Origin of the sequence: Nocardioides sp. L-11A (assembly GCA_029961745.1) — a bacterium.
Classification (GTDB): Bacteria; Actinomycetota; Actinomycetes; order Propionibacteriales; family Nocardioidaceae; genus Nocardioides.
On record CP124680.1, the window covers coordinates 3,641,334 to 3,657,680 of the forward strand.

17 protein-coding genes are annotated in these 16,347 nt (G+C 73.5%); 11 read left to right on the forward strand and 6 right to left on the reverse strand.

Features of this window, described 5'->3' with window-relative positions:
- Positions 1-13 precede the first annotated feature (13 nt).
- Both QJ852_17510 and QJ852_17515 read right to left on the reverse strand, forming a co-directional pair.
- Positions 14-2,164, reverse strand: a complete 2,151-nt coding sequence (locus QJ852_17510; GenBank protein WGX94950.1) for a DEAD/DEAH box helicase — start codon at positions 2,162-2,164, stop codon at positions 14-16.
- Between the two features lie 358 nt (positions 2,165-2,522).
- A complete protein-coding gene (locus QJ852_17515; GenBank protein ID WGX94951.1) occupies positions 2,523-3,680 on the reverse strand; it encodes an acyl-CoA dehydrogenase family protein in 1,158 nt (385 codons plus the stop codon).
- Between the two features lie 108 nt (positions 3,681-3,788).
- On the opposite strand from QJ852_17515, the gene QJ852_17520 reads away from it, so the two are divergent.
- The 5 genes from QJ852_17520 to QJ852_17540 all read left to right on the forward strand — a co-directional run bounded on the left by QJ852_17520 (position 3,789) and on the right by QJ852_17540 (position 8,490).
- Positions 3,789-4,487, forward strand: coding sequence for a helix-turn-helix domain-containing protein (locus QJ852_17520; protein ID WGX94952.1), 699 nt, complete (start codon positions 3,789-3,791; stop codon positions 4,485-4,487).
- 22 nt (positions 4,488-4,509) lie between these two features.
- On the forward strand, positions 4,510-5,364 hold the full coding sequence (locus tag QJ852_17525; protein WGX94953.1) for an SDR family oxidoreductase: 855 nt from the start codon (positions 4,510-4,512) through the stop codon (positions 5,362-5,364).
- 143 nt (positions 5,365-5,507) lie between these two features.
- The gene (locus tag QJ852_17530; GenBank protein ID WGX94954.1) at positions 5,508-6,083 is read left to right on the forward strand and encodes a PadR family transcriptional regulator; all 576 of its coding nucleotides are present in this window, start codon (positions 5,508-5,510) and stop codon (positions 6,081-6,083) included.
- Positions 6,080-8,083 (forward strand): NADPH-dependent 2,4-dienoyl-CoA reductase, encoded by a 2,004-nt coding sequence (locus QJ852_17535; protein ID WGX94955.1) that lies wholly within the window; start codon positions 6,080-6,082, stop codon positions 8,081-8,083. Before QJ852_17530 ends, QJ852_17535 begins: the two co-directional genes overlap by 4 nt.
- Entirely contained in the window at positions 8,080-8,490 is a 411-nt protein-coding gene (locus QJ852_17540; protein ID WGX94956.1) for a nuclear transport factor 2 family protein, read from the forward strand. Before QJ852_17535 ends, QJ852_17540 begins: the two co-directional genes overlap by 4 nt.
- A 40-nt stretch (positions 8,491-8,530) precedes the next feature.
- On the opposite strand, the gene QJ852_17545 is transcribed toward QJ852_17540, so the two are convergent.
- The gene (locus QJ852_17545; protein WGX94957.1) at positions 8,531-9,010 is read right to left on the reverse strand and encodes an SRPBCC family protein; all 480 of its coding nucleotides are present in this window, start codon (positions 9,008-9,010) and stop codon (positions 8,531-8,533) included.
- 143 nt (positions 9,011-9,153) lie between these two features.
- Between QJ852_17545 and QJ852_17550 the strand changes: the two genes are divergently transcribed.
- The 5 genes from QJ852_17550 (at position 9,154) to QJ852_17570 (ending at position 12,984) form a co-directional block, all read left to right on the forward strand.
- On the forward strand, positions 9,154-9,966 hold the full coding sequence (locus tag QJ852_17550) for an ATP-binding cassette domain-containing protein (protein WGX94958.1): 813 nt from the start codon (positions 9,154-9,156) through the stop codon (positions 9,964-9,966).
- A gap of 7 nt (positions 9,967-9,973) precedes the next feature.
- On the forward strand, positions 9,974-10,627 hold the full coding sequence (locus tag QJ852_17555) for an ABC transporter permease subunit (GenBank protein WGX94959.1): 654 nt from the start codon (positions 9,974-9,976) through the stop codon (positions 10,625-10,627).
- Entirely contained in the window at positions 10,624-11,292 is a 669-nt protein-coding gene (locus tag QJ852_17560; protein ID WGX94960.1) for an ABC transporter permease subunit, read from the forward strand. The genes QJ852_17555 and QJ852_17560 overlap by 4 nt, the downstream gene beginning before the upstream one ends.
- Positions 11,289-12,230, forward strand: a complete 942-nt coding sequence (locus QJ852_17565) for an ABC transporter substrate-binding protein (GenBank protein WGX94961.1) — start codon at positions 11,289-11,291, stop codon at positions 12,228-12,230. The genes QJ852_17560 and QJ852_17565 overlap by 4 nt, the downstream gene beginning before the upstream one ends.
- Before the next feature lie 130 nt (positions 12,231-12,360).
- A complete protein-coding gene (locus QJ852_17570) occupies positions 12,361-12,984 on the forward strand; it encodes an NAD(P)H-dependent oxidoreductase (GenBank protein ID WGX94962.1) in 624 nt (207 codons plus the stop codon).
- Here the strand turns inward: QJ852_17570 and QJ852_17575 are convergent.
- Entirely contained in the window at positions 12,956-14,113 is a 1,158-nt protein-coding gene (locus QJ852_17575; protein WGX94963.1) for a hypothetical protein, read from the reverse strand. The two genes, QJ852_17570 and QJ852_17575, sit on opposite strands and share 29 nt — an antisense overlap.
- 7 nt (positions 14,114-14,120) lie before the next feature.
- Positions 14,121-14,519, reverse strand: a complete 399-nt coding sequence (locus QJ852_17580; protein WGX94964.1) for a hypothetical protein — start codon at positions 14,517-14,519, stop codon at positions 14,121-14,123.
- 177 nt (positions 14,520-14,696) lie between these two features.
- Here QJ852_17580 and QJ852_17585 point away from each other — a divergent pair, with 177 nt between their 5' ends.
- A complete protein-coding gene (locus QJ852_17585; GenBank protein WGX94965.1) occupies positions 14,697-16,112 on the forward strand; it encodes an NAD(P)/FAD-dependent oxidoreductase in 1,416 nt (471 codons plus the stop codon).
- On the opposite strand, the gene QJ852_17590 is transcribed toward QJ852_17585, so the two are convergent.
- Complete coding sequence (locus tag QJ852_17590; protein ID WGX94966.1) at positions 16,064-16,336, reverse strand: helix-turn-helix domain-containing protein; 273 nt, start codon at positions 16,334-16,336, stop codon at positions 16,064-16,066. The two genes, QJ852_17585 and QJ852_17590, sit on opposite strands and share 49 nt — an antisense overlap.
- Between the last annotated feature and the right edge of the window lie 11 nt (positions 16,337-16,347).

Genomic DNA, 16,347 nt, shown 5'->3' on the forward strand with positions numbered 1-16,347 from the left:
GCGGAATGTGACATCAGTCCCCGCGGGCCTCCAGCGCCGCGGTCAGCAGCGCCACCAGGGCCTCGGTCTGCAGGTCGATCGCACCGCCCTCGACCTCCTCGCCGGCGCCGTCGAGGGCGCGGGCGGCGAGCCCTGCCTTCTTGTCGATCAGCTCGGCGATCCGGGTGTCGAGGGTCTGTGTCGCGATGACCCGCCAGGCGGTGACCGGCTCGGCCTGGCCGATCCGGTGCACCCGGTCGATGGCCTGGGTCTGCTCGGCGTCGGTCCACGACAGCTCGGCGAGCACCAGGTTGGACGCGACCTGCAGGTTCAGACCGACGCCGGCCGCGGTGAGCGAGCAGACCGCGACCTGGACGTCCGGGTCGTTGACGAAGGCGTCGATCTCCTTCTGCCGGGTGGTCGAGCTCTGGTCGCCCCGCACCGAGCTGTAGCGGATGCCGCGCTCGGCGAAGGTCCGCTCCGCGGTGTCCATGACGTCGATGTGCTTGGCGAAGAACACGACCTTGCCGACGTTGCGGGCCAGCTGGGCGGTGTAGTCGGCCGCCAGGCCGGACTTGGCCTGGCCGATCCGGCGCATCATCGTGAAGACGTTCTCGCCCGTCTTGGTCGAGTTGTCCTCGCGCTCCCAGCCGGCGACCTGGCGGACCAGGCGGTGGTCGATGCCCTCGACCTCGGCGCCGGTACGGCGGGTGGCGATCGCGGCGTCGTACCGCTCGACCATCCGGCGGGCCAGCTCCTGCTCGGCCTTGCGGATGGAGCGGCCGGCCTCGCCCTCGAGCTCGACCGGGATGTCGGCGATGCGGCGCGCCGGGATGTCGGCGGCGACGTCGATCTTGCGGCGCCGTGCGATGCCCTGCTCGATAACGGCACGGCGCGCCGCCGGGTAGAAGGCCGGGTCGGCCGGGGTCAGCCCGGTCTCCTCCAGCGCCTCCATCAGTGCGCCGCGCGGCACCACCTCGTCGATCCAGCCGAGGAACTGCCAGATCGCGCGGAAGTCCTCGATGTCGTTGATGAGCGGGGTGCCGGTCAGCGCCATCATCAGCGGTCGCGCGATCCGGGAGCGGATCCGGCCGGCGATCTCCAGAACGTTCTGCGAGCGCTGCGAGGTCTTGTTCTTGATGTAGTGGGCCTCGTCGACGATCATCCCGCGGAAGCCGTGGGTGCCGAGCCAGCCGACGTGGCGGTCGAGGATCTCGTAGTTGACGACGAACACGTCGGCGTAGCCGTCGGCGTCGTCGCCGTCGCCGTGCAGCACGGTGGCGCGGCGGTTCGGCGTCCAGATCTCGACCTCGCGGGCCCAGTTGGTCTTGACGACATTCGGCACCACAGCGAGCAGCGGGAAGGCCCCGGCGGCCTCGGCCGCGAGCAGCGCCTGCGCGGTCTTGCCGAGGCCGGGCTCGTCGGCCAGCAGATAGGTCCGGTGCCCCTCGGCGGCCGAGGCGATGAGCTGGGCCTGGTGCGCCATCAGCTCGCGCCCGACCGGCGCGTGCCGGCCGGTGAGCGCGGTCAGCTGGTCGGCGTCCGGCAGCGGCATGCAGGCCGGCGCGTCGGGCGCGGCCCGCTCGAACGAGCGGAACAGCGGCTCGAGGAGCTCCCAGCCGGCCAGTCGCCGCGGCGGGACGGCGACCTGCGCGTGGGTGAAGTCGGGGGCCAGGAAGGGGTGCGAGAGCTGGTAGGACTGCACCGACATCGGCACCACCCGCTTCTCGGCGAGGGCGGCCAGGCCCGGATCGACGACGACCGGCTCGGGCTCCGGCTCCGGCTCGTCGACACCGGCCTTGCGCAGCAGCTCGCGGCGCATCGACTTGGCCGACTCCGAGACCTCGGCGTTCTCGTCGAGCAGGGTGAACAGGGTGCTGTCGCGCGCGGCGGTCTGGGCGAGGATCGTCGCGATCCCGTCGAGCCGTTTGAGCTCCTCGCCACGGCGGCTGTCGGAGAGACCCGGGTCGGTCTTGACCCGGGCCCGCTCCTCGCGCGCCAGCAGCGCGACGACCTGGAACTTCGCGCGCACCTCCGGCATCGCCGAGCGACGGGCGACCGCCGACTCGACCTCGCGCACCGCGCGCGCGAGCTGCGGGATGATGCCCTCCTCGTTGCGGCGCGTCCGCGCCGACTGCGTGTTGCGACGCTGCTGCGTCGCTCCCCGCTGGCCTCCTCGAGCCACAAGCGTCCTTCCCAGCGGCCACCGACGGACAGCGGCACAGGTTTACTCGGCTGGTTCCGACGGCGGCTCGCGCTGCTGCGGGAGAGCGCCGATCGGGCGTACGTCACCGGTTCCCGTCGGGAGGACGGCATCCAGTGGTGCTGCCAGCGTAGCGCACGTCCCGCCCCCGCCCGTGGGCAACGTCACCCGGCGGGCGCAAAGAGCGACCGGCAAGAGGGCCCGCCTGCTGCGCGCCGCGCTGCACGCACGCTGGCCGCGTTGGCGTCGATCGACGGCCAACCAGGACGCCTCACTCCGCCGCCTTGCCATCGCACGCACATCGCGACAATCGCGACGCCGGCCCCTCTTGCCGGTCGCTCTACGGCGTGATCGGGACCGGCTCTCCGAGGGCGTCGGCACCGAGGAGCACCAGCGTCTGCTCCGGCGTGAACGGGTGGAACTTCGCGGCCCGGATGTCGCGGTAGCACCGCTCGATCACCGACCCGCGGAAGAAGGCCGGCCCGCCGGCGATCTCCATCGCGAGGTCGCACACCTCGACACCGGCCCGCGCGATCTCCGCCTTGGCGCTCATCACCGCCAGCACGGTGTCCCGGGACGGAGCGGGGTCGTCGCCCACCCGGTCGAGGGCGCCGTCGAGGGACCAGGCCGCGACCTGGAGCCGCGCACGCATGACGCCGACCTGACGCTGGACCGCCACGTCGTCGGAGCGCCGTGCCGCAGCGGCCACCGCGGCGGCGTACGCGGCCTCGGCGATCCCGAGGTAGGCGCCGCAGACGATCGGGAACGCGATGCTCGAGATCACCTGGAGCGGTGGGTCGACCACTCCCCAGGGTCGGTCGGCCAGCACCTTGTCGTCGGGCACGAAGACGTCGACGAGGTCGATGTCGTTGCTGGCGGTGCCCCGCATGCCCAGGGTGTCCCAGTTGTCGGCGACGGCGACGCCCTCGGTGGCGACCGGGACGGCGAGGTTGAGGACGCGGCGACCCTGCTCGGGGTCGTCGAAGCAGGCCATGGTCGAGATGACCGCGCCGTGCCGCGACTGGCTGGCGAAGCGCTTGCGGCCGGTGACGCGGTAACCGCCGTCGACCCGCACCGCCTCGCCCTGCGGGTGCGTGTAGTCGCCGCCGCCGGTCGAGACGAGCAGGATCTGCTCCTCGGCCACCCGGCGCAGCGTCGCCTCGGCGCCGGGCAGGCCACGGCGGTACCGCCAGGCCGTGAAGGCGACGACGTGCTGGTGCATGGCACTGGCGAGCGCGGTCGAGCCGCAGTGATGGCCGAGCTCGCGTTGCAGCGCGACCAGGTCGCGGACGGTGGCGCCGTCGCCGCCGAGCTCCACGGGGACGGCGGCGCGGAGCAGTCCGGCGGCGCGCAGCTCGTCGTACGCCTCGGAGACGAAACTGCCCTCGGCGTCGTGGCGGGCGGCGTGGGCGGCGATGCGGGGGCCGAGCTCGGCGGCCCGCGCGGCAGGGGTGAGGTGGGTGGCCGGCTGACCGGTCGGCTGGAGTGTGCTCGTCATGGGTCCCAATCTCCGCGCGACCGCGAGCCGGCTCCAGTCCAGAAAAGTGACCCCGCCGGTCCAGGTTCGGGACTATCCCGCCGGGCGGGACGGGAGCACCATGGGCAGATGCCCGACTACGGCAACTACTGCCCCGTCTCGATGGCGTCCGAGGTGGTCGCCGACCGCTGGACGCCGCTGATCATCCGGGAGCTCGTGCTCGGGAACACCCGCTTCAACGACATCGCCCGCGCGATGCCCGGCATCTCGCGCTCGCTGCTCGTGCAGCGCCTGCGCCATCTCGAGCACCGCGGGGTACTGGAGACCTGGCCGGCACCCACCGGACGCGGCAGCGAGTACCACCTGACCCCGGCCGGCCGCGATCTGGAGCGGGTCATCGACAGCCTGGGCCGGTGGGCGATCGAGTGGCTCTTCGAGGACCTCCGGCCCCACGACGTCGCCCCGACGACGCTGATGTGGTGGATGCACCGACGCGTCGACCGCGAGCGCCTCCCGCCGGGGCGCACGGTCGTCGAGTTCCGTCACACCGCACCCGAGGCGACCACGATCTGGCTGGTGATGGACCGGGCCGAGGTCTCGGTCTGCCTGCAGCACCCCGGCTTCGAGGTCGACGTGACCGTCACCGCGACGACGCCGGCGCTGGCCGACGTGTTCCAGGGCTACTGCTCGTGGCCCGAGGCGGTCGGCGCCGGGCGGATCCAGGTCGCCGGACTGCCCCGACTGCTCGCCGCCCTGCCCCGCTGGTTCCTGTGGAGCCCGTGGGCGGCGGTGACCCGGGAACGGGCGGATCGCGCGCCCGCGGAGTAGAACCTGTTCTAGAGTCGGCCGCGTGGGTACCTATGCAGTCACCGGCTCCGCCTCCGGCATGGGCGCGGCCGTCGTCGCCCGGCTGCGCGAGGAGGGCCACACCGTCATCGGCGTCGACGTCCAGGAGGCCGACGTGGTCGCCGACCTGTCGATCGCCGAGGGACGACGGTCGGCAGCGGCCGCGGTCCTCGACCGGACCGGCGGCGCGCTCGACGGCGCGGTCCTGGCGGCCGGACTGGGCCCGGCGCCGGGTCGGGAGCGCTCCCGGCTGATCGCCGAGGTCAACTACCTCGGCGTGGTCGAGCTGCTCGAGGCCTGGCGGCCCGCCCTGGCGGCCGCCGACCGGGCCAAGGTCGTCGTCTTCTCCAGCAACTCGACCACGACGATGCCGATGGTGCCGGGCCGCGCGGTCCGCGCCCTGCTCGACCGCGACGTCGCGAAGGCGCTGCGCGCGCTCGACCGGTTCGGGAGGATGGCGCCGTCCTTCGCGTACGGCGCCAGCAAGATCGCCGTCAGCCGGTGGGTCCGGCGCACGGCGGTCACCCGGGAGTGGGCAGGGGCGGGCATCCGGCTCAACGCCCTCGCCCCCGGCGCGATCCGGACCCCGTTGCTGGAGCAGCAGCTCGCCACGCCCGCCGAGGCGAGGCGGATCAAGGCGTTCCCCGTCCCGATCGGCGGCTTCGGCGACCCGGAGCAGCTCGCGGCGTGGGTGGTGTTCATGCTCTCCGACGCCGCCGACTTCCTGTGCGGGAGCGTGGTCTTCGTCGACGGCGGATCCGATGCCTGGTTCCGGGCCGGCGACTGGCCGCGGGCGGTCCCGGCGCTCCGGCTGCGGGGCTATCTCCGCCGGATGAAGGAGTTCCGCACCGGGACTTGACGGGCAGTTCTTGCGCTTGGCGGGCGTTGCAACGCCCGACAAGCGTGGGAATCGCCGGTCGACCGGCGATTCCTGCGCCGCCCGACTGAAACGAGTTGCGCAACTAGTTGCACTACCCGGCCGGCTGAGGCACCCTGGGGGACATGGCCCTCGAGCACGCGATCCTCGTGTCGCTGAGCGAACGCGCCGCCTCGGGCTCCGACCTGGTGCGGCGCTTCGACGCGTCCATCGGCTTCTTCTGGTCCGCGACCCACCAGCAGATCTACCGCGTGCTGGGCCGGATGGAGGGCGACGGCTGGATCTCGTCCGAGACGGTCGCGCAGCCCGGCCACCCCGCCAGGAACGGCCAGCGAAAGAAGCTCTACGACGTGACCGACGCCGGCCGCGCGGAGCTGGCCCGCTGGATCGGCGAGCCGACGACACCGGACGCCATGCGCAGCAGCGTCAGCGTCAAGATGCGCGGGGCGTCGTACGGCGACCGGGCGGCGCTGCTCGACGACCTGCGCCGGCAGCTGGACGAGCACACCAAGCGGCTCTCGCTCTACGAGTACCTGGCGGCCCGCGACTTCCCGGAGCCCGGCGTGCTGGCCGGGGCCGATCTCGACATCTATCTCGTGCTGCGCGGCGGCCTCCTCATGGAGGAGTTCTGGATCCGCTGGCTGACCGAGTACCTCGACGCGCACACCAGCAACGCGCACACCACCAAGGAGCCCCGATGACCGCCTTTCCCCTGCTGACGACGCCGGCGACGGTCGGCGGCCTCGACCTCCAGTCCCGCGCGGTGATGGGCTCCATGCACACCGGCCTCGAGGACCGGCCCTGGCACGTCGACGAGCTGGCGGCGTACTTCGCCGAGCGCGCGCGCGGCGGAGTGGGCCTCATCGTCACCGGCGGCTACTCCCCCAACATCCGGGGCTGGCTGCTGCCCTTCGGCTCGCAGATGACCACCCGCCTCAACGCCCATCGCCACCAGCGGGTCACCGAGGCGGTGCACGAGAACGGCGGCAGGATCGCGCTCCAGATCCTGCACGCGGGCCGCTACGGCTACACGCCGTTCAGCGTCTCGGCCAGCGCCACCAAGTCGCCGATCACGCCGTTCAAGGCGTCCGCGCTGTCGACGAGGGCCGTCGACAGGACGATCGACGACTTCGTCGCGAGCGCGCGCCTCGCCCGCAAGGCCGGGTACGACGGCATCGAGATCATGGGCTCCGAGGGCTACCTCATCAACCAGTTCCTCGCGGCCCGCACCAACCGTCGTACCGACGAGTGGGGCGGATCGGCCGAGAAGCGGATGCGCTTCCCGGTCGAGATCGTGCGGCGGATCCGCCAGGAGCTGCCCGACTTCTTCGTGATGTACCGGATGTCCCTGCTCGACCTGGTCCCCGACGGCCAGACCTGGGCCGAGACCGTCGACCTGGCGCACCAGATCGAGGAGGCCGGCGCGAGCGTCATCAACACCGGCATCGGCTGGCACGAGGCGCGCGTCCCCACGATCGTCACCAGCGTCCCGCGCGGCGCCTGGGTCGACAGCACCCTGCGGATCAAGCAGGAGCTGACGATCCCGGTCTGCGCGAGCAACCGGATCAACACCCCCGACGTCGCGGAGTCCGTGCTGGAGCAGGGCGTCGACCTGGTCTCGATGGCCCGGCCCTTCCTCGCCGACCCCGACCTGGTCGCCAAGGCCCGCGACGGCCGCGCCGACGAGATCAACACGTGCATCGGCTGCAACCAGGCCTGCCTCGACCACACCTTCCAGGCCAGGCGGGCCTCCTGCCTGGTCAACCCGCGCGCCTGTCACGAGACCACCCTGGTGCTCAGCCCGACCCGGCGCGCGCGGCGGGTCGCGATCGTCGGCGGCGGCCCGGCCGGCCTCGCCACGGCGGTCAGCGCCGCCGAGCGCGTTCACGACGTGACGCTGTTCGAAGCCGCCGACGAGCTGGGCGGCCAGTTCCGGCTGGCGATGCAGATCCCCGGCAAGGAGGAGTTCGCCGAGACGCTGCGCTACTACCGTCGCCGGATGGAGGTGCTCGGCGTCAACGTGAAGCTCGGCACGCGTGCCACGCCCGACCTGCTCGCCGGGTACGACGACGTCGTGGTCGCCACCGGCGTCGAGCCGCGCACGCCGGCGATCCCCGGCATCGAGCACCCGAAGGTCGTCTCGTACCCCGACGCGATCACCGGCCGGGTCGCGGTCGGCGCGAAGGTCGCCGTGATGGGCGCCGGGGGGATCGGCTTCGACGTGACCGAGCTGCTGGCCCACCGGCCGGAGACCGTGGCGGAGTGGAAGGCCCACTGGGGGGTCGCCGACCCGGCGGTCGTCCGCGGCGGCGTGACGGACAAGACGCCCCGCGACCCCGCGCGGGAGGTCTGGCTGCTGCAGCGCAAGGAGACCCCGCAGGGCAGGGGTCTCGGCAAGACCTCGGGCTGGGTGCACCGTGCGGTGGTCAAGGATCTCGGCGTCCACCAGCTCAACGGCGTCGCCTACGACCGGATCGACGACGCCGGCCTGCACGTCACCGTCGACGGGACCCCGCAGGTGCTGGACGTCGACCACGTGGTCGTGTGCGCCGGGCAGGAGTCGGTCCGCGGCCTGTACGACGCCCTGCTGGCGGCGTCCTTCCCCGGTCGGGTCCACCTGATCGGCGGCGCCGACGTCGCGGCGGAGCTGGACGCCAAGCGGGCGATCAAGCAGGGCACCGAGCTGGCGGCGGCACTATGAGCGCCCCGGTTCCGAGCGCCCCGTCGTTCCGGGCGGCCGTCGAGGCCCGCGATGTGGCGGCGATGCGCGCCTGCCTGGCCGAGGACGTCGTCTTCCGCAGCCCGGTCGCCCACCAGCCCTACGCCGGCAAGGCGATCACCAGCGCCATCCTCGCCCACGTCATCGAGGTCTTCGAGGACTTCCGCTACGTGCGCGAACTGCAGGACGCCGACGGTCATGCCCTGGTCTTCGAGGCGACCGTCGACGGCCTGCAGCTCTCGGGCTGTGACTTCCTGGTGCTGGACGCGGACGGGCTGATCACCGACTTCACGGTGATGGTACGCCCGCTCCGGGCCGCGCAGGCGCTGGCCGAGCAGATGGGCGCCCGGTTCGACCGGATCGTCGCGATGGCGACCGACCAGACCTGAGCCTGAGCCCGGGGCCGAGCGCCGGCATCCGCCCCCGGGGTCAGAGCGCCGGGTTGTCGGCGTCCCCCGGCCGCACCTCGCCCCGCCAGCCGCCGGTCTCGGTGCCGCGCGCCTCGATGAACGACTTGAACCGCTCGAGGTCGCCCGCGGTGCGCCGGTCCACGATGTTCAGGACGTCGCCGGCCTTCTCCACGATCCCCTCCGGCTCGAACTCCATCCGCAGGGTCACCCGGGTCGAACTCCCGAGCTCGTCGGGCGCGAAGGAGACGGTGCCGTCGTTCCTGGTGCCGTCGAGCGCGCGCCAGGTGATCCGCTCGTCAGGGGTCTGGTCGACGATCTCGGCGTCCCACTCCCGTCGGACCCCGCCGATCTCCGCGCGCCAGTGCAGGTGCGTGGGGTCGAGCTGACGCACCTCCTCGACGCCCTCCATGAAGGACGGGAAGGTCTCGAACTGGGTCCACTGGTCGTAGGCCGTGCGGACCGGGACGTCGACGGTCACGGACTTCTCGATCGTGCTCATGGTTCGTGCTCCTCTCGTCGGTTCACCCCGCGGTACCCCGCCCCGGCCGGGGGAACCGGGCCCCTCGTCCCTGGCACCGTGCCCGGCCCCTGCTGGCACGCGGTTGCGCCCGGTTGTCCGTGCCGCCCCGTAGGGTGCCACGCATGGGGATCGAGTTCCGCGACGTCGGCAAGACCTATCCCGACGGCACCGTCGCCGTGACGGGCTTCTCGTGCACCGTCCCTTCCCACCGCACCCTCGCCCTGGTCGGCACCTCCGGCTCCGGCAAGACCACGCTGATGCGCATGGTCAACCGGATGGTCGAGCCGACCACCGGGTCGGTCCTGATCGACGAGCGCGACGTCCACGAGCTCGACAAGGTCGAGCTGCGCCGATCGATCGGCTACGTCCCCCAGGCCGGCGGTCTGCTCCCCCACCGACGCGTCGTCGACAACGTCGCGACCGTCCCGGTGCTCACCGGCACCCCGAAGCGCGCCGCTCGCGAGGCGGCCCGCGCGCTGCTCGAGCTGGTCGGTCTCGACCCCGCGCTCGGCCGGCGCTATCCCGCCCAGCTCTCCGGCGGCCAGCAGCAGCGCGTCGCCGTGGCCCGAGCCCTCGCCGCCGAGCCCAACATCCTGCTCATGGACGAGCCGTTCGGGGCCGTCGACCCGATCGTGCGTCGTGGGCTGCAGGACCAGCTCCTGCAGCTCCAGGCCGAGCTCGGCAAGACGATCGTGCTGGTCACCCACGACATCGACGAGGCCTTCCGGCTCGGCGACGAGGTCGTCATCCTGCGCACCGGCGGCATCGTCGCGCAGACGGGCACCCCTAAGGAGATCGTGGCCGCGCCCGCCGACGACTTCGTGCGCGACTTCATCGGTGCCGACCGGGCGGAGCGCTCGCTGCGCACCGTCGAGCTCGACGGGCGCAGCGTCGTGGTCGACGGCGACGGCCGGCCGGTGGGAGTCCTCGAGTGAGCGCCCGATGACCTGGCTCGACACCAACCGCGACTACGTCCTCGACATGCTGCTGCAGCACGTCCGGCTGGCCGTGCCCGCCATCGTCGTCAGCGTCCTCGTCGCGGTCGTCCTGGGCCGGATCGCCTGGCGTTGGCCGCGCGCCGGCACCGTCGTCCTCGGTACGGCGAGCCTGCTCTACTCCGTGCCCGCCCTGCCGCTGCTCATCGTGATCCCGGTCCTGCTCGGCATCCCGCTGCGCTCCGGACTGACCCTGGTCGTCGCGCTCGCGGTCTACGGCACCGCCCTGCTCGCGGGCACCGCCGCCGACGCCTTCCGCTCGGTCGACGCGCGGGTGCGGGAGGCGGCCGAGGCGATGGGGTACTCGCGGACCGGGCTGTTCTGGAAGGTCGACCTGCCGCTCGCCGTACCCGTGCTGCTGTCGGGGATCCGGGTGATCACGGTCAGCACGGTCAGCCTGGTCACCATCGGCGCCCTGGTCGGCATCCCGAGCCTCGGCAACCTGCTCACCGACGGCTTCCAGCGCGACATCCGCGCCGAGATCGTCATCGGCGTCGTCGGCACCATGGTGCTGGCGATCGCGCTCGACGTACTGCTCGTCGGGCTGGGCCGCCTCGCGACGCCCTGGCGCGCGAGCCTGCCGAAGGCGGCCGCGACATGAGCCTGTTCGGCGACGCCCTGTCCTGGATCACCGACGGCGCCCACTGGGGCGGGCCGAGCGGCATCGACCACCGCATCCTCCAGCACCTGCTGGTGACCTTCGCCGCGGTCGCGCTCGCGGCCGTGGTCGCGCTCCCCCTCGGCGTCCTCATCGGGCATACCGGCCGCGGCCGTCTCGTCGTGGTCGCGCTCGCCGGTGCGGTGCGGGCGGTGCCGACGCTCGGGCTGCTCACCCTGCTCGGCCTGGCCCTCGGCATCGGCATCGAGGCCCCCCTGCTGGCCCTCGTCGCGCTGGCGTTCCCCTCGCTGCTGGCCGGCGCCTACGCCGGCGTCGAGGCCGCCGACCGCGGCGCCGTCGACGCGGCGCGCGCCGTCGGCATGAGCGAGTGGCAGCTCGTCACCCGCGTCGAGATCCCGCTGGGCGCCGACGTCATCCTCGGCGGCATCCGGGCCGCGACCCTGCAGGTCGTCGCCACCGCCACCCTCGCGGCGTACATCTCCGACACCGGACTCGGCCGCTACCTCTTCGCCGGCCTCAAGTCCCGCCAGTACGACGAGATGCTCGCCGGCGCCCTGCTCGTCGCCGCGCTGGCCCTCGTGCTCGATCTCGCCCTGGCTGCCCTCCAGCGGGCCAGCCGACCCACCCTAGGAAAGGTTCCGTCATGACCCGCTTCTCCCGACTCGGGCAGCTCCGGTCGACGCAGATCGGCCTCGCACTGGTCACCGTCGCGTCGCTCGCCCTCACCGCCTGCGGCGGCGACTCCGACCCGCTCAGCTCCGACGACGGCGACCAGGGGGGCGGCAGCACGATCGTCATCGGCTCCCAGGACTACTACTCCAACGAGATCATCGCCGAGGCCTATGCCCAGGCCCTGGAGGCCGCCGACATCGAGGTCCAGCGGGACTTCAAGATCGGCCAGCGCGAGGCCTACCTGCCCGAGATCGAGAGCGGTTCGATCAACCTCTTCCCGGAGTACACCGGCCCGCTGCTCCAGGTCTGGGAGCCCGACACCGAGGCCCGCCTCGCCGACGACGTCTACGCCGACCTCGTGACGGCCGCCGAGGCCAAGGGCCTGCAGGTCCTCGACCAGTCCCCCGCGACCGACCAGGACTCCTATGTCGTGACCCGCACCTTCGCCGAGAAGTGGGGGCTCGAGACGATCGACGACCTCACCAAGGTGACCGACCCGATGGTCTTCGGCGCCAACTCCGAGGCCGAGAGCCGGCCCAACGGACCGCAGGGCCTCAAGGACACCTACGGCGTCGACGTGTCCTTCACGCCGATCGAGGACGGCGGCGGTCCCCTCACGGTCAAGGCCCTCAAGGACGACGACATCCAGCTGGCGATCATCTACACCGGCGACCCGTCCATCAAGAAGAACGACCTGGTGACCCTCGAGGACACCAAGGGCCTGTTCCTCGCCTCGCACGTCGTCCCCCTCGCCAGCGAGGACCTCAGCGACGAGGCGGCCGGGATCATCAACAAGGTGAGCGCCGCGATGTCGCCGGAGGACCTGGTCGACCTGGACGCCCGCAGCGTCGACGAGCAGCTGCCCGCCGCGACGATCGCCAAGGACTGGCTCGAGAAGGAGGGTCTGGTCTGACGATCCGGCCGCGGAGCACCACCGCGCTGGTGCTCCGCGGCCCGGCTCCGGGGTCGCCGTCGGACCGGTCCCGCGCGCGATCGTGCACCGACCCGGGTGGTCCCCGGCCGAGCCGGGTACCGCCCGGCGCATGGACGAGACATCGACCGACCAGCTCCGCGCCCTCGTACTCTGCTGCACCCTGAAGCCCTCGCCGTCCCGATCCAGCTCCGAGCTGCTCGGCATGCGCGTCCTGGAGGCATTGCGCGGCCACGACGTCGCTGGTGAGTTGGTGCGCATCGTCGACCAGCAGGTCTCCTTCGGGGTGAGCACCGACGAGGGTGACGGCGACGCGTGGCCGGGCATCCGGCGCCAGATGCTGGACGCCGACATCCTGGTGCTCGCCACGCCGATCTGGATGGGCCAGCCGTCGTCGGTCTGCAAGCTGGTGCTCGAACGGCTCGACGCCGAGCTCGGCGAGACCGACGACGAGGGCCGAATGCTCACCTCGGGCAAGGTGGCCGGCGTGGCCGTGGTGGGCAACGAGGACGGCGCCCACCACGTCTCCGCGGAGGTCTACCAGGCGCTCAGCGACGTGGGCTTCACGATCCCCGCGAACGGCGTGACCTACTGGGTCGGCGAGGCGATGCAGTCCACCGACTACCAGGACCTCGACCCCGAGCCGGAGAAGACGGCCGCGACGACGGCGACGCTGGCGGCCAACGCGGCCCACCTCGCCGCACTGCTCAGGTCCGCGCCCTACCCGTCGGCGTGACCCAGGCGTGGAACAGCGGCACGCCGTCCCAGGCACCGCCGCGGGCCACCGCGACGACGGCGTGCGGCCGGTCGAAGACGAGCTCGACGCGTCGCACCCTCCGATCGACGTACGCCGGCAGGCCGGCCGCGCGCACCTCGATCGCGGTGACGGCGGCGGCCCGGAAGCCGTCGGCGTCGTAGGTCGCGGTGGCGGCCTGCACGCAGCGCAGGTCGAGCCCGTCGGCCAGCGCCTCGGGCGGGAGCAGCCGGCCCAGACCCCGCCCCACCTCGAGGACGCCGGGGGCACCGGTGAGCTCGTGGCGCGCCTCGGCGTGCCAGGCCGGCAGCCAGCTGGTCCACAGCTCGGCGCCGTCGGCGGGAGCCTGCCGGGCGGCGAACGACTCGATGCCCTCGCGCACCCGCCACGCGTGCCCGTCGCCCCACAGCCCGGACGGCCGGTCGCCGTGCCCGAGGATCCCGCCGAGGCGGCGGGTGACGACCTCGTCGACGGCGCGCCACACGTCGTCCGCGCCGGCGCCGGGTGCGGCGATCACGCTGATCACGTCGATGCCGTCGTCGCTGGGCGGACAGGCGACGCCGACCGGGCCCGCGGCCTCGGTCGCCACGATCGCCTGCAGCTCGCCGTCGAGCACCAGCCGCCCGTCGCGACCGGTCGCCAGCCGGGTGCGCCACCGCGGCTCGGTCACCAGCGCCGAGGCGAGGAGCAGCAGGCTGCGGTCGTCGGGCCGGACCGGGAACGAGCCGATCAGGTCGCGGGTGTGGGCCCGGACCCAGGCGTCGAGCGCGGCCTGGCCGGGCAGCGGGGCGATCGGCACCGGGCCGGGGACCGGGGCGCGCAGCGTGAGATCGGGCCGCACCCAGCCGCCGAGCGCGGCACCGACGGCCGGATGGGGGTCGGCCAGCAGCGCGGACACGACCGCCGACGCCTCTGCGGCCGGCACGCCCAGCACCGCTTCCAGGGCGGCCTGCTCCCGGTCGTCCTCGACCGACTCGGCCACCGCGCCCAACAGCAGCCACAGACCGGTGGCCGACAGGATCGGCGCCTCCGCCAGCCCCAGGCGCGCCCGCAGCCCGGCGGCGTGGTCGCGCAGCGCCGTCGCCGCGCGGGGATCGAGCGCCGGGCTCACGCCGGCCTCACGACCGCTCCAGGGCCCGGCGCTTGACCTCGGCCCACGGGAACCGCTGGCGCAGGGTCGCCCCGCTGGGCACGCCGTCCTGCTCCTTGGCCCAGGCCGCGTAGTCCGCGAAGGCCCCGGAACTGCCGGGCGCGGCGAGATAGCGCGCCACGATCGCCACGACGTCGTCGTCGCTCCACCGGCGGGTGGTCGACCGCGTCTTGTTCGTCGCGACGCCGGCGTGCGCGCAGGCGGCGTTCCAGGAACCGAACCGGCGGATCAGCAGGGCCGGGGACGCGGCGGCGCGCGGGCGCTGCCAGCCGTCGTACGCCGATGCCGTCAGCGGCTCGCCCAACTCGGCGGCCGCGGCGGCGAGATCGGCGGCGATCTGCTCGTCGGAGAACTCGGGGACCCGCATGGCACCCACCGTAGCCACGCACAGCCCCGTCATGGGCCGCGCGGTGCTGGTCGGCGCCGCCTGACCCTCCCCGCGCGCCGGCGACCGGGGCGCTTGTGCACCGGGACCAAAGCGCCCGGGCAAGTCCATCCTCCCGGGCCCTGGGGATCCGCCCCGCGGACGCCGTACCGTCGAACCATGACCGACGTCCTCGTGATCGGCAGCGGGCCCAACGGCCTGGCCGCCGCGCTGACCCTCGCCCGCGCCGGTGCCCAGGTGACGGTGCTCGAGGCCCAGGACGAGATCGGTGGCGGCACCCGCACCGTCCAGCCGTTCGGCGAGGGGATCCTGGTCGACCACTGCGCCGCCATCCACCCGATGGCGCTGCAGTCCCCCGCGCTCGCCGGGCTCGACCGCTACGGCCTGCGGTGGGCGTGGCCCGAGATCGACGCCGCCCATCCGCTCGACGGCGCGGCCCCCGCCCTGCTGCACCGCTCGGTCGAGGCGACCGCGGCCGGTCTGGGTGTCGACGCCCGGCGCTGGCGGATGCTCTTCGGCGGGCCCTCGCGGGCCTACGACCGGCTCGCCGCGGACATCCTCGGCCCAGTCGTCCACCTGCCGCGGCACCCGTTCCTGCTGGGCCGCTTCGGCGCCCCGACCGTGCTGCCGGCCGCGCTCCTGGCCCGTCTCTTCCGGACCGAGCAGGCCCGCGCCCTCCTTCTCGGCACGACCGCGCACGCCATGCGCCCGCTCACCGAGATCGTCTCCTCCGCCATCGGCATGGGCATCCTCACCGCGGGCCACCACGACGGCTGGCCGGTCGTCGTCGGCGGCACCCAGGCCCTCACCGACGCCATGGCCAAGGCGCTGGCCGATCTCGGCGGCAAGATCGAGACCGGCGTACCGGTCACGGCACTCGACCAGCTGCCGCCAGCCGACGCCGTCCTGCTCAACCTCGCGCCCTCGGCCGCCCTGCGCCTGTACGGCGACCGCCTGCCCGCGGGCACCCGTCGCGCCTACCGCCGCCACCGCCCCGGTCCGGCCGCCTACAAGGTCGACTTCGCCGTCGAGCAGGGCGTGCCCTGGCGCGACACCGAGCTCGGCCGCGCCGGCACCCTGCACCTCGGCGGCGGAGCGGCCGAGATCGTCGCCAACGAGCGCGCCGTCGCTTCCGGCCGGATGCCGGAGCGCCCGTTCGTGCTCCTCGGCCAGCAGTACCTCGCCGACCCGTCCCGCTCCCGCGGCGACATCCACCCGGTCTACAGCTACGCCCACGTCCCCAGCGGCTACGACGGCGACGCCACCGACGCGATCGTCGCGCAGATCGAGCGCTTCGCCCCCGGCTTCCGAGAGCGGATCGTCGGCCTGCGGGTGACCCGGCCCGCCGGCTTCACCGCGGGGAACGCCAACTACGTCGGCGGCGACATCCTCACCGGAGCCAAGTCCCCCGCCGCGCTCCTGCTCGGGCCGCGCCCCGGCCGCAACCCCTACCGGACCGGCGCCCGCGGGGTCTACCTGTGCTCGGCCGCCACCCCTCCCGGCCCCGGGGCCCACGGCATGGCCGGCTACCGGGCGGCACAGCTCGCCATCCGGGACCTCGGTCTGCGGCCCTGAGAGCCCAGCCCGTCCGCGCCGTACGCCTCGAGCCGGGCCAGGCATGCCACCAGGACGGCGGCATCCCGGGTGATCCGGTGGCGGACCGTGTCGGGGTGGACGTAGCGCCGCTCGGCGGTGGCGTCGACGTTCTGGCCGGCGCGCAGGTAGGTCAGCGCGGTGGCGCGCCACGCATCGTCGCCCTTGCTGCGACCGAGCAGCAGGCCGACGACCCGGCGGACCATCGCCCGGGGTC

What these genes read in the sequence shown, in the direction of transcription:
- QJ852_17515 (WGX94951.1), bottom strand. Translation starts at nt 3,680, where the DNA reads ATGACGAGCACACTCCAGCCGACCGGTCAGCCGGCCACCCACCTCACC.
- QJ852_17520 (WGX94952.1), top strand. Translation starts at nt 3,789, where the DNA reads ATGCCCGACTACGGCAACTACTGCCCCGTCTCGATGGCGTCCGAGGTG.
- QJ852_17530 (WGX94954.1), top strand. Translation starts at nt 5,508, where the DNA reads ATGGCCCTCGAGCACGCGATCCTCGTGTCGCTGAGCGAACGCGCCGCC.
- QJ852_17535 (WGX94955.1), top strand. Translation starts at nt 6,080, where the DNA reads ATGACCGCCTTTCCCCTGCTGACGACGCCGGCGACGGTCGGCGGCCTC.
- QJ852_17540 (WGX94956.1), top strand. Translation starts at nt 8,080, where the DNA reads ATGAGCGCCCCGGTTCCGAGCGCCCCGTCGTTCCGGGCGGCCGTCGAG.
- QJ852_17545 (WGX94957.1), bottom strand. Translation starts at nt 9,010, where the DNA reads ATGAGCACGATCGAGAAGTCCGTGACCGTCGACGTCCCGGTCCGCACG.
- QJ852_17550 (WGX94958.1), top strand. Translation starts at nt 9,154, where the DNA reads ATGGGGATCGAGTTCCGCGACGTCGGCAAGACCTATCCCGACGGCACC.
- QJ852_17555 (WGX94959.1), top strand. Translation starts at nt 9,974, where the DNA reads ATGACCTGGCTCGACACCAACCGCGACTACGTCCTCGACATGCTGCTG.
- QJ852_17560 (WGX94960.1), top strand. Translation starts at nt 10,624, where the DNA reads ATGAGCCTGTTCGGCGACGCCCTGTCCTGGATCACCGACGGCGCCCAC.
- QJ852_17565 (WGX94961.1), top strand. Translation starts at nt 11,289, where the DNA reads ATGACCCGCTTCTCCCGACTCGGGCAGCTCCGGTCGACGCAGATCGGC.
- QJ852_17570 (WGX94962.1), top strand. Translation starts at nt 12,361, where the DNA reads ATGGACGAGACATCGACCGACCAGCTCCGCGCCCTCGTACTCTGCTGC.
- QJ852_17580 (WGX94964.1), bottom strand. Translation starts at nt 14,519, where the DNA reads ATGCGGGTCCCCGAGTTCTCCGACGAGCAGATCGCCGCCGATCTCGCC.
- QJ852_17585 (WGX94965.1), top strand. Translation starts at nt 14,697, where the DNA reads ATGACCGACGTCCTCGTGATCGGCAGCGGGCCCAACGGCCTGGCCGCC.
- QJ852_17590 (WGX94966.1), bottom strand. Translation starts at nt 16,336, where the DNA reads ATGGTCCGCCGGGTCGTCGGCCTGCTGCTCGGTCGCAGCAAGGGCGAC.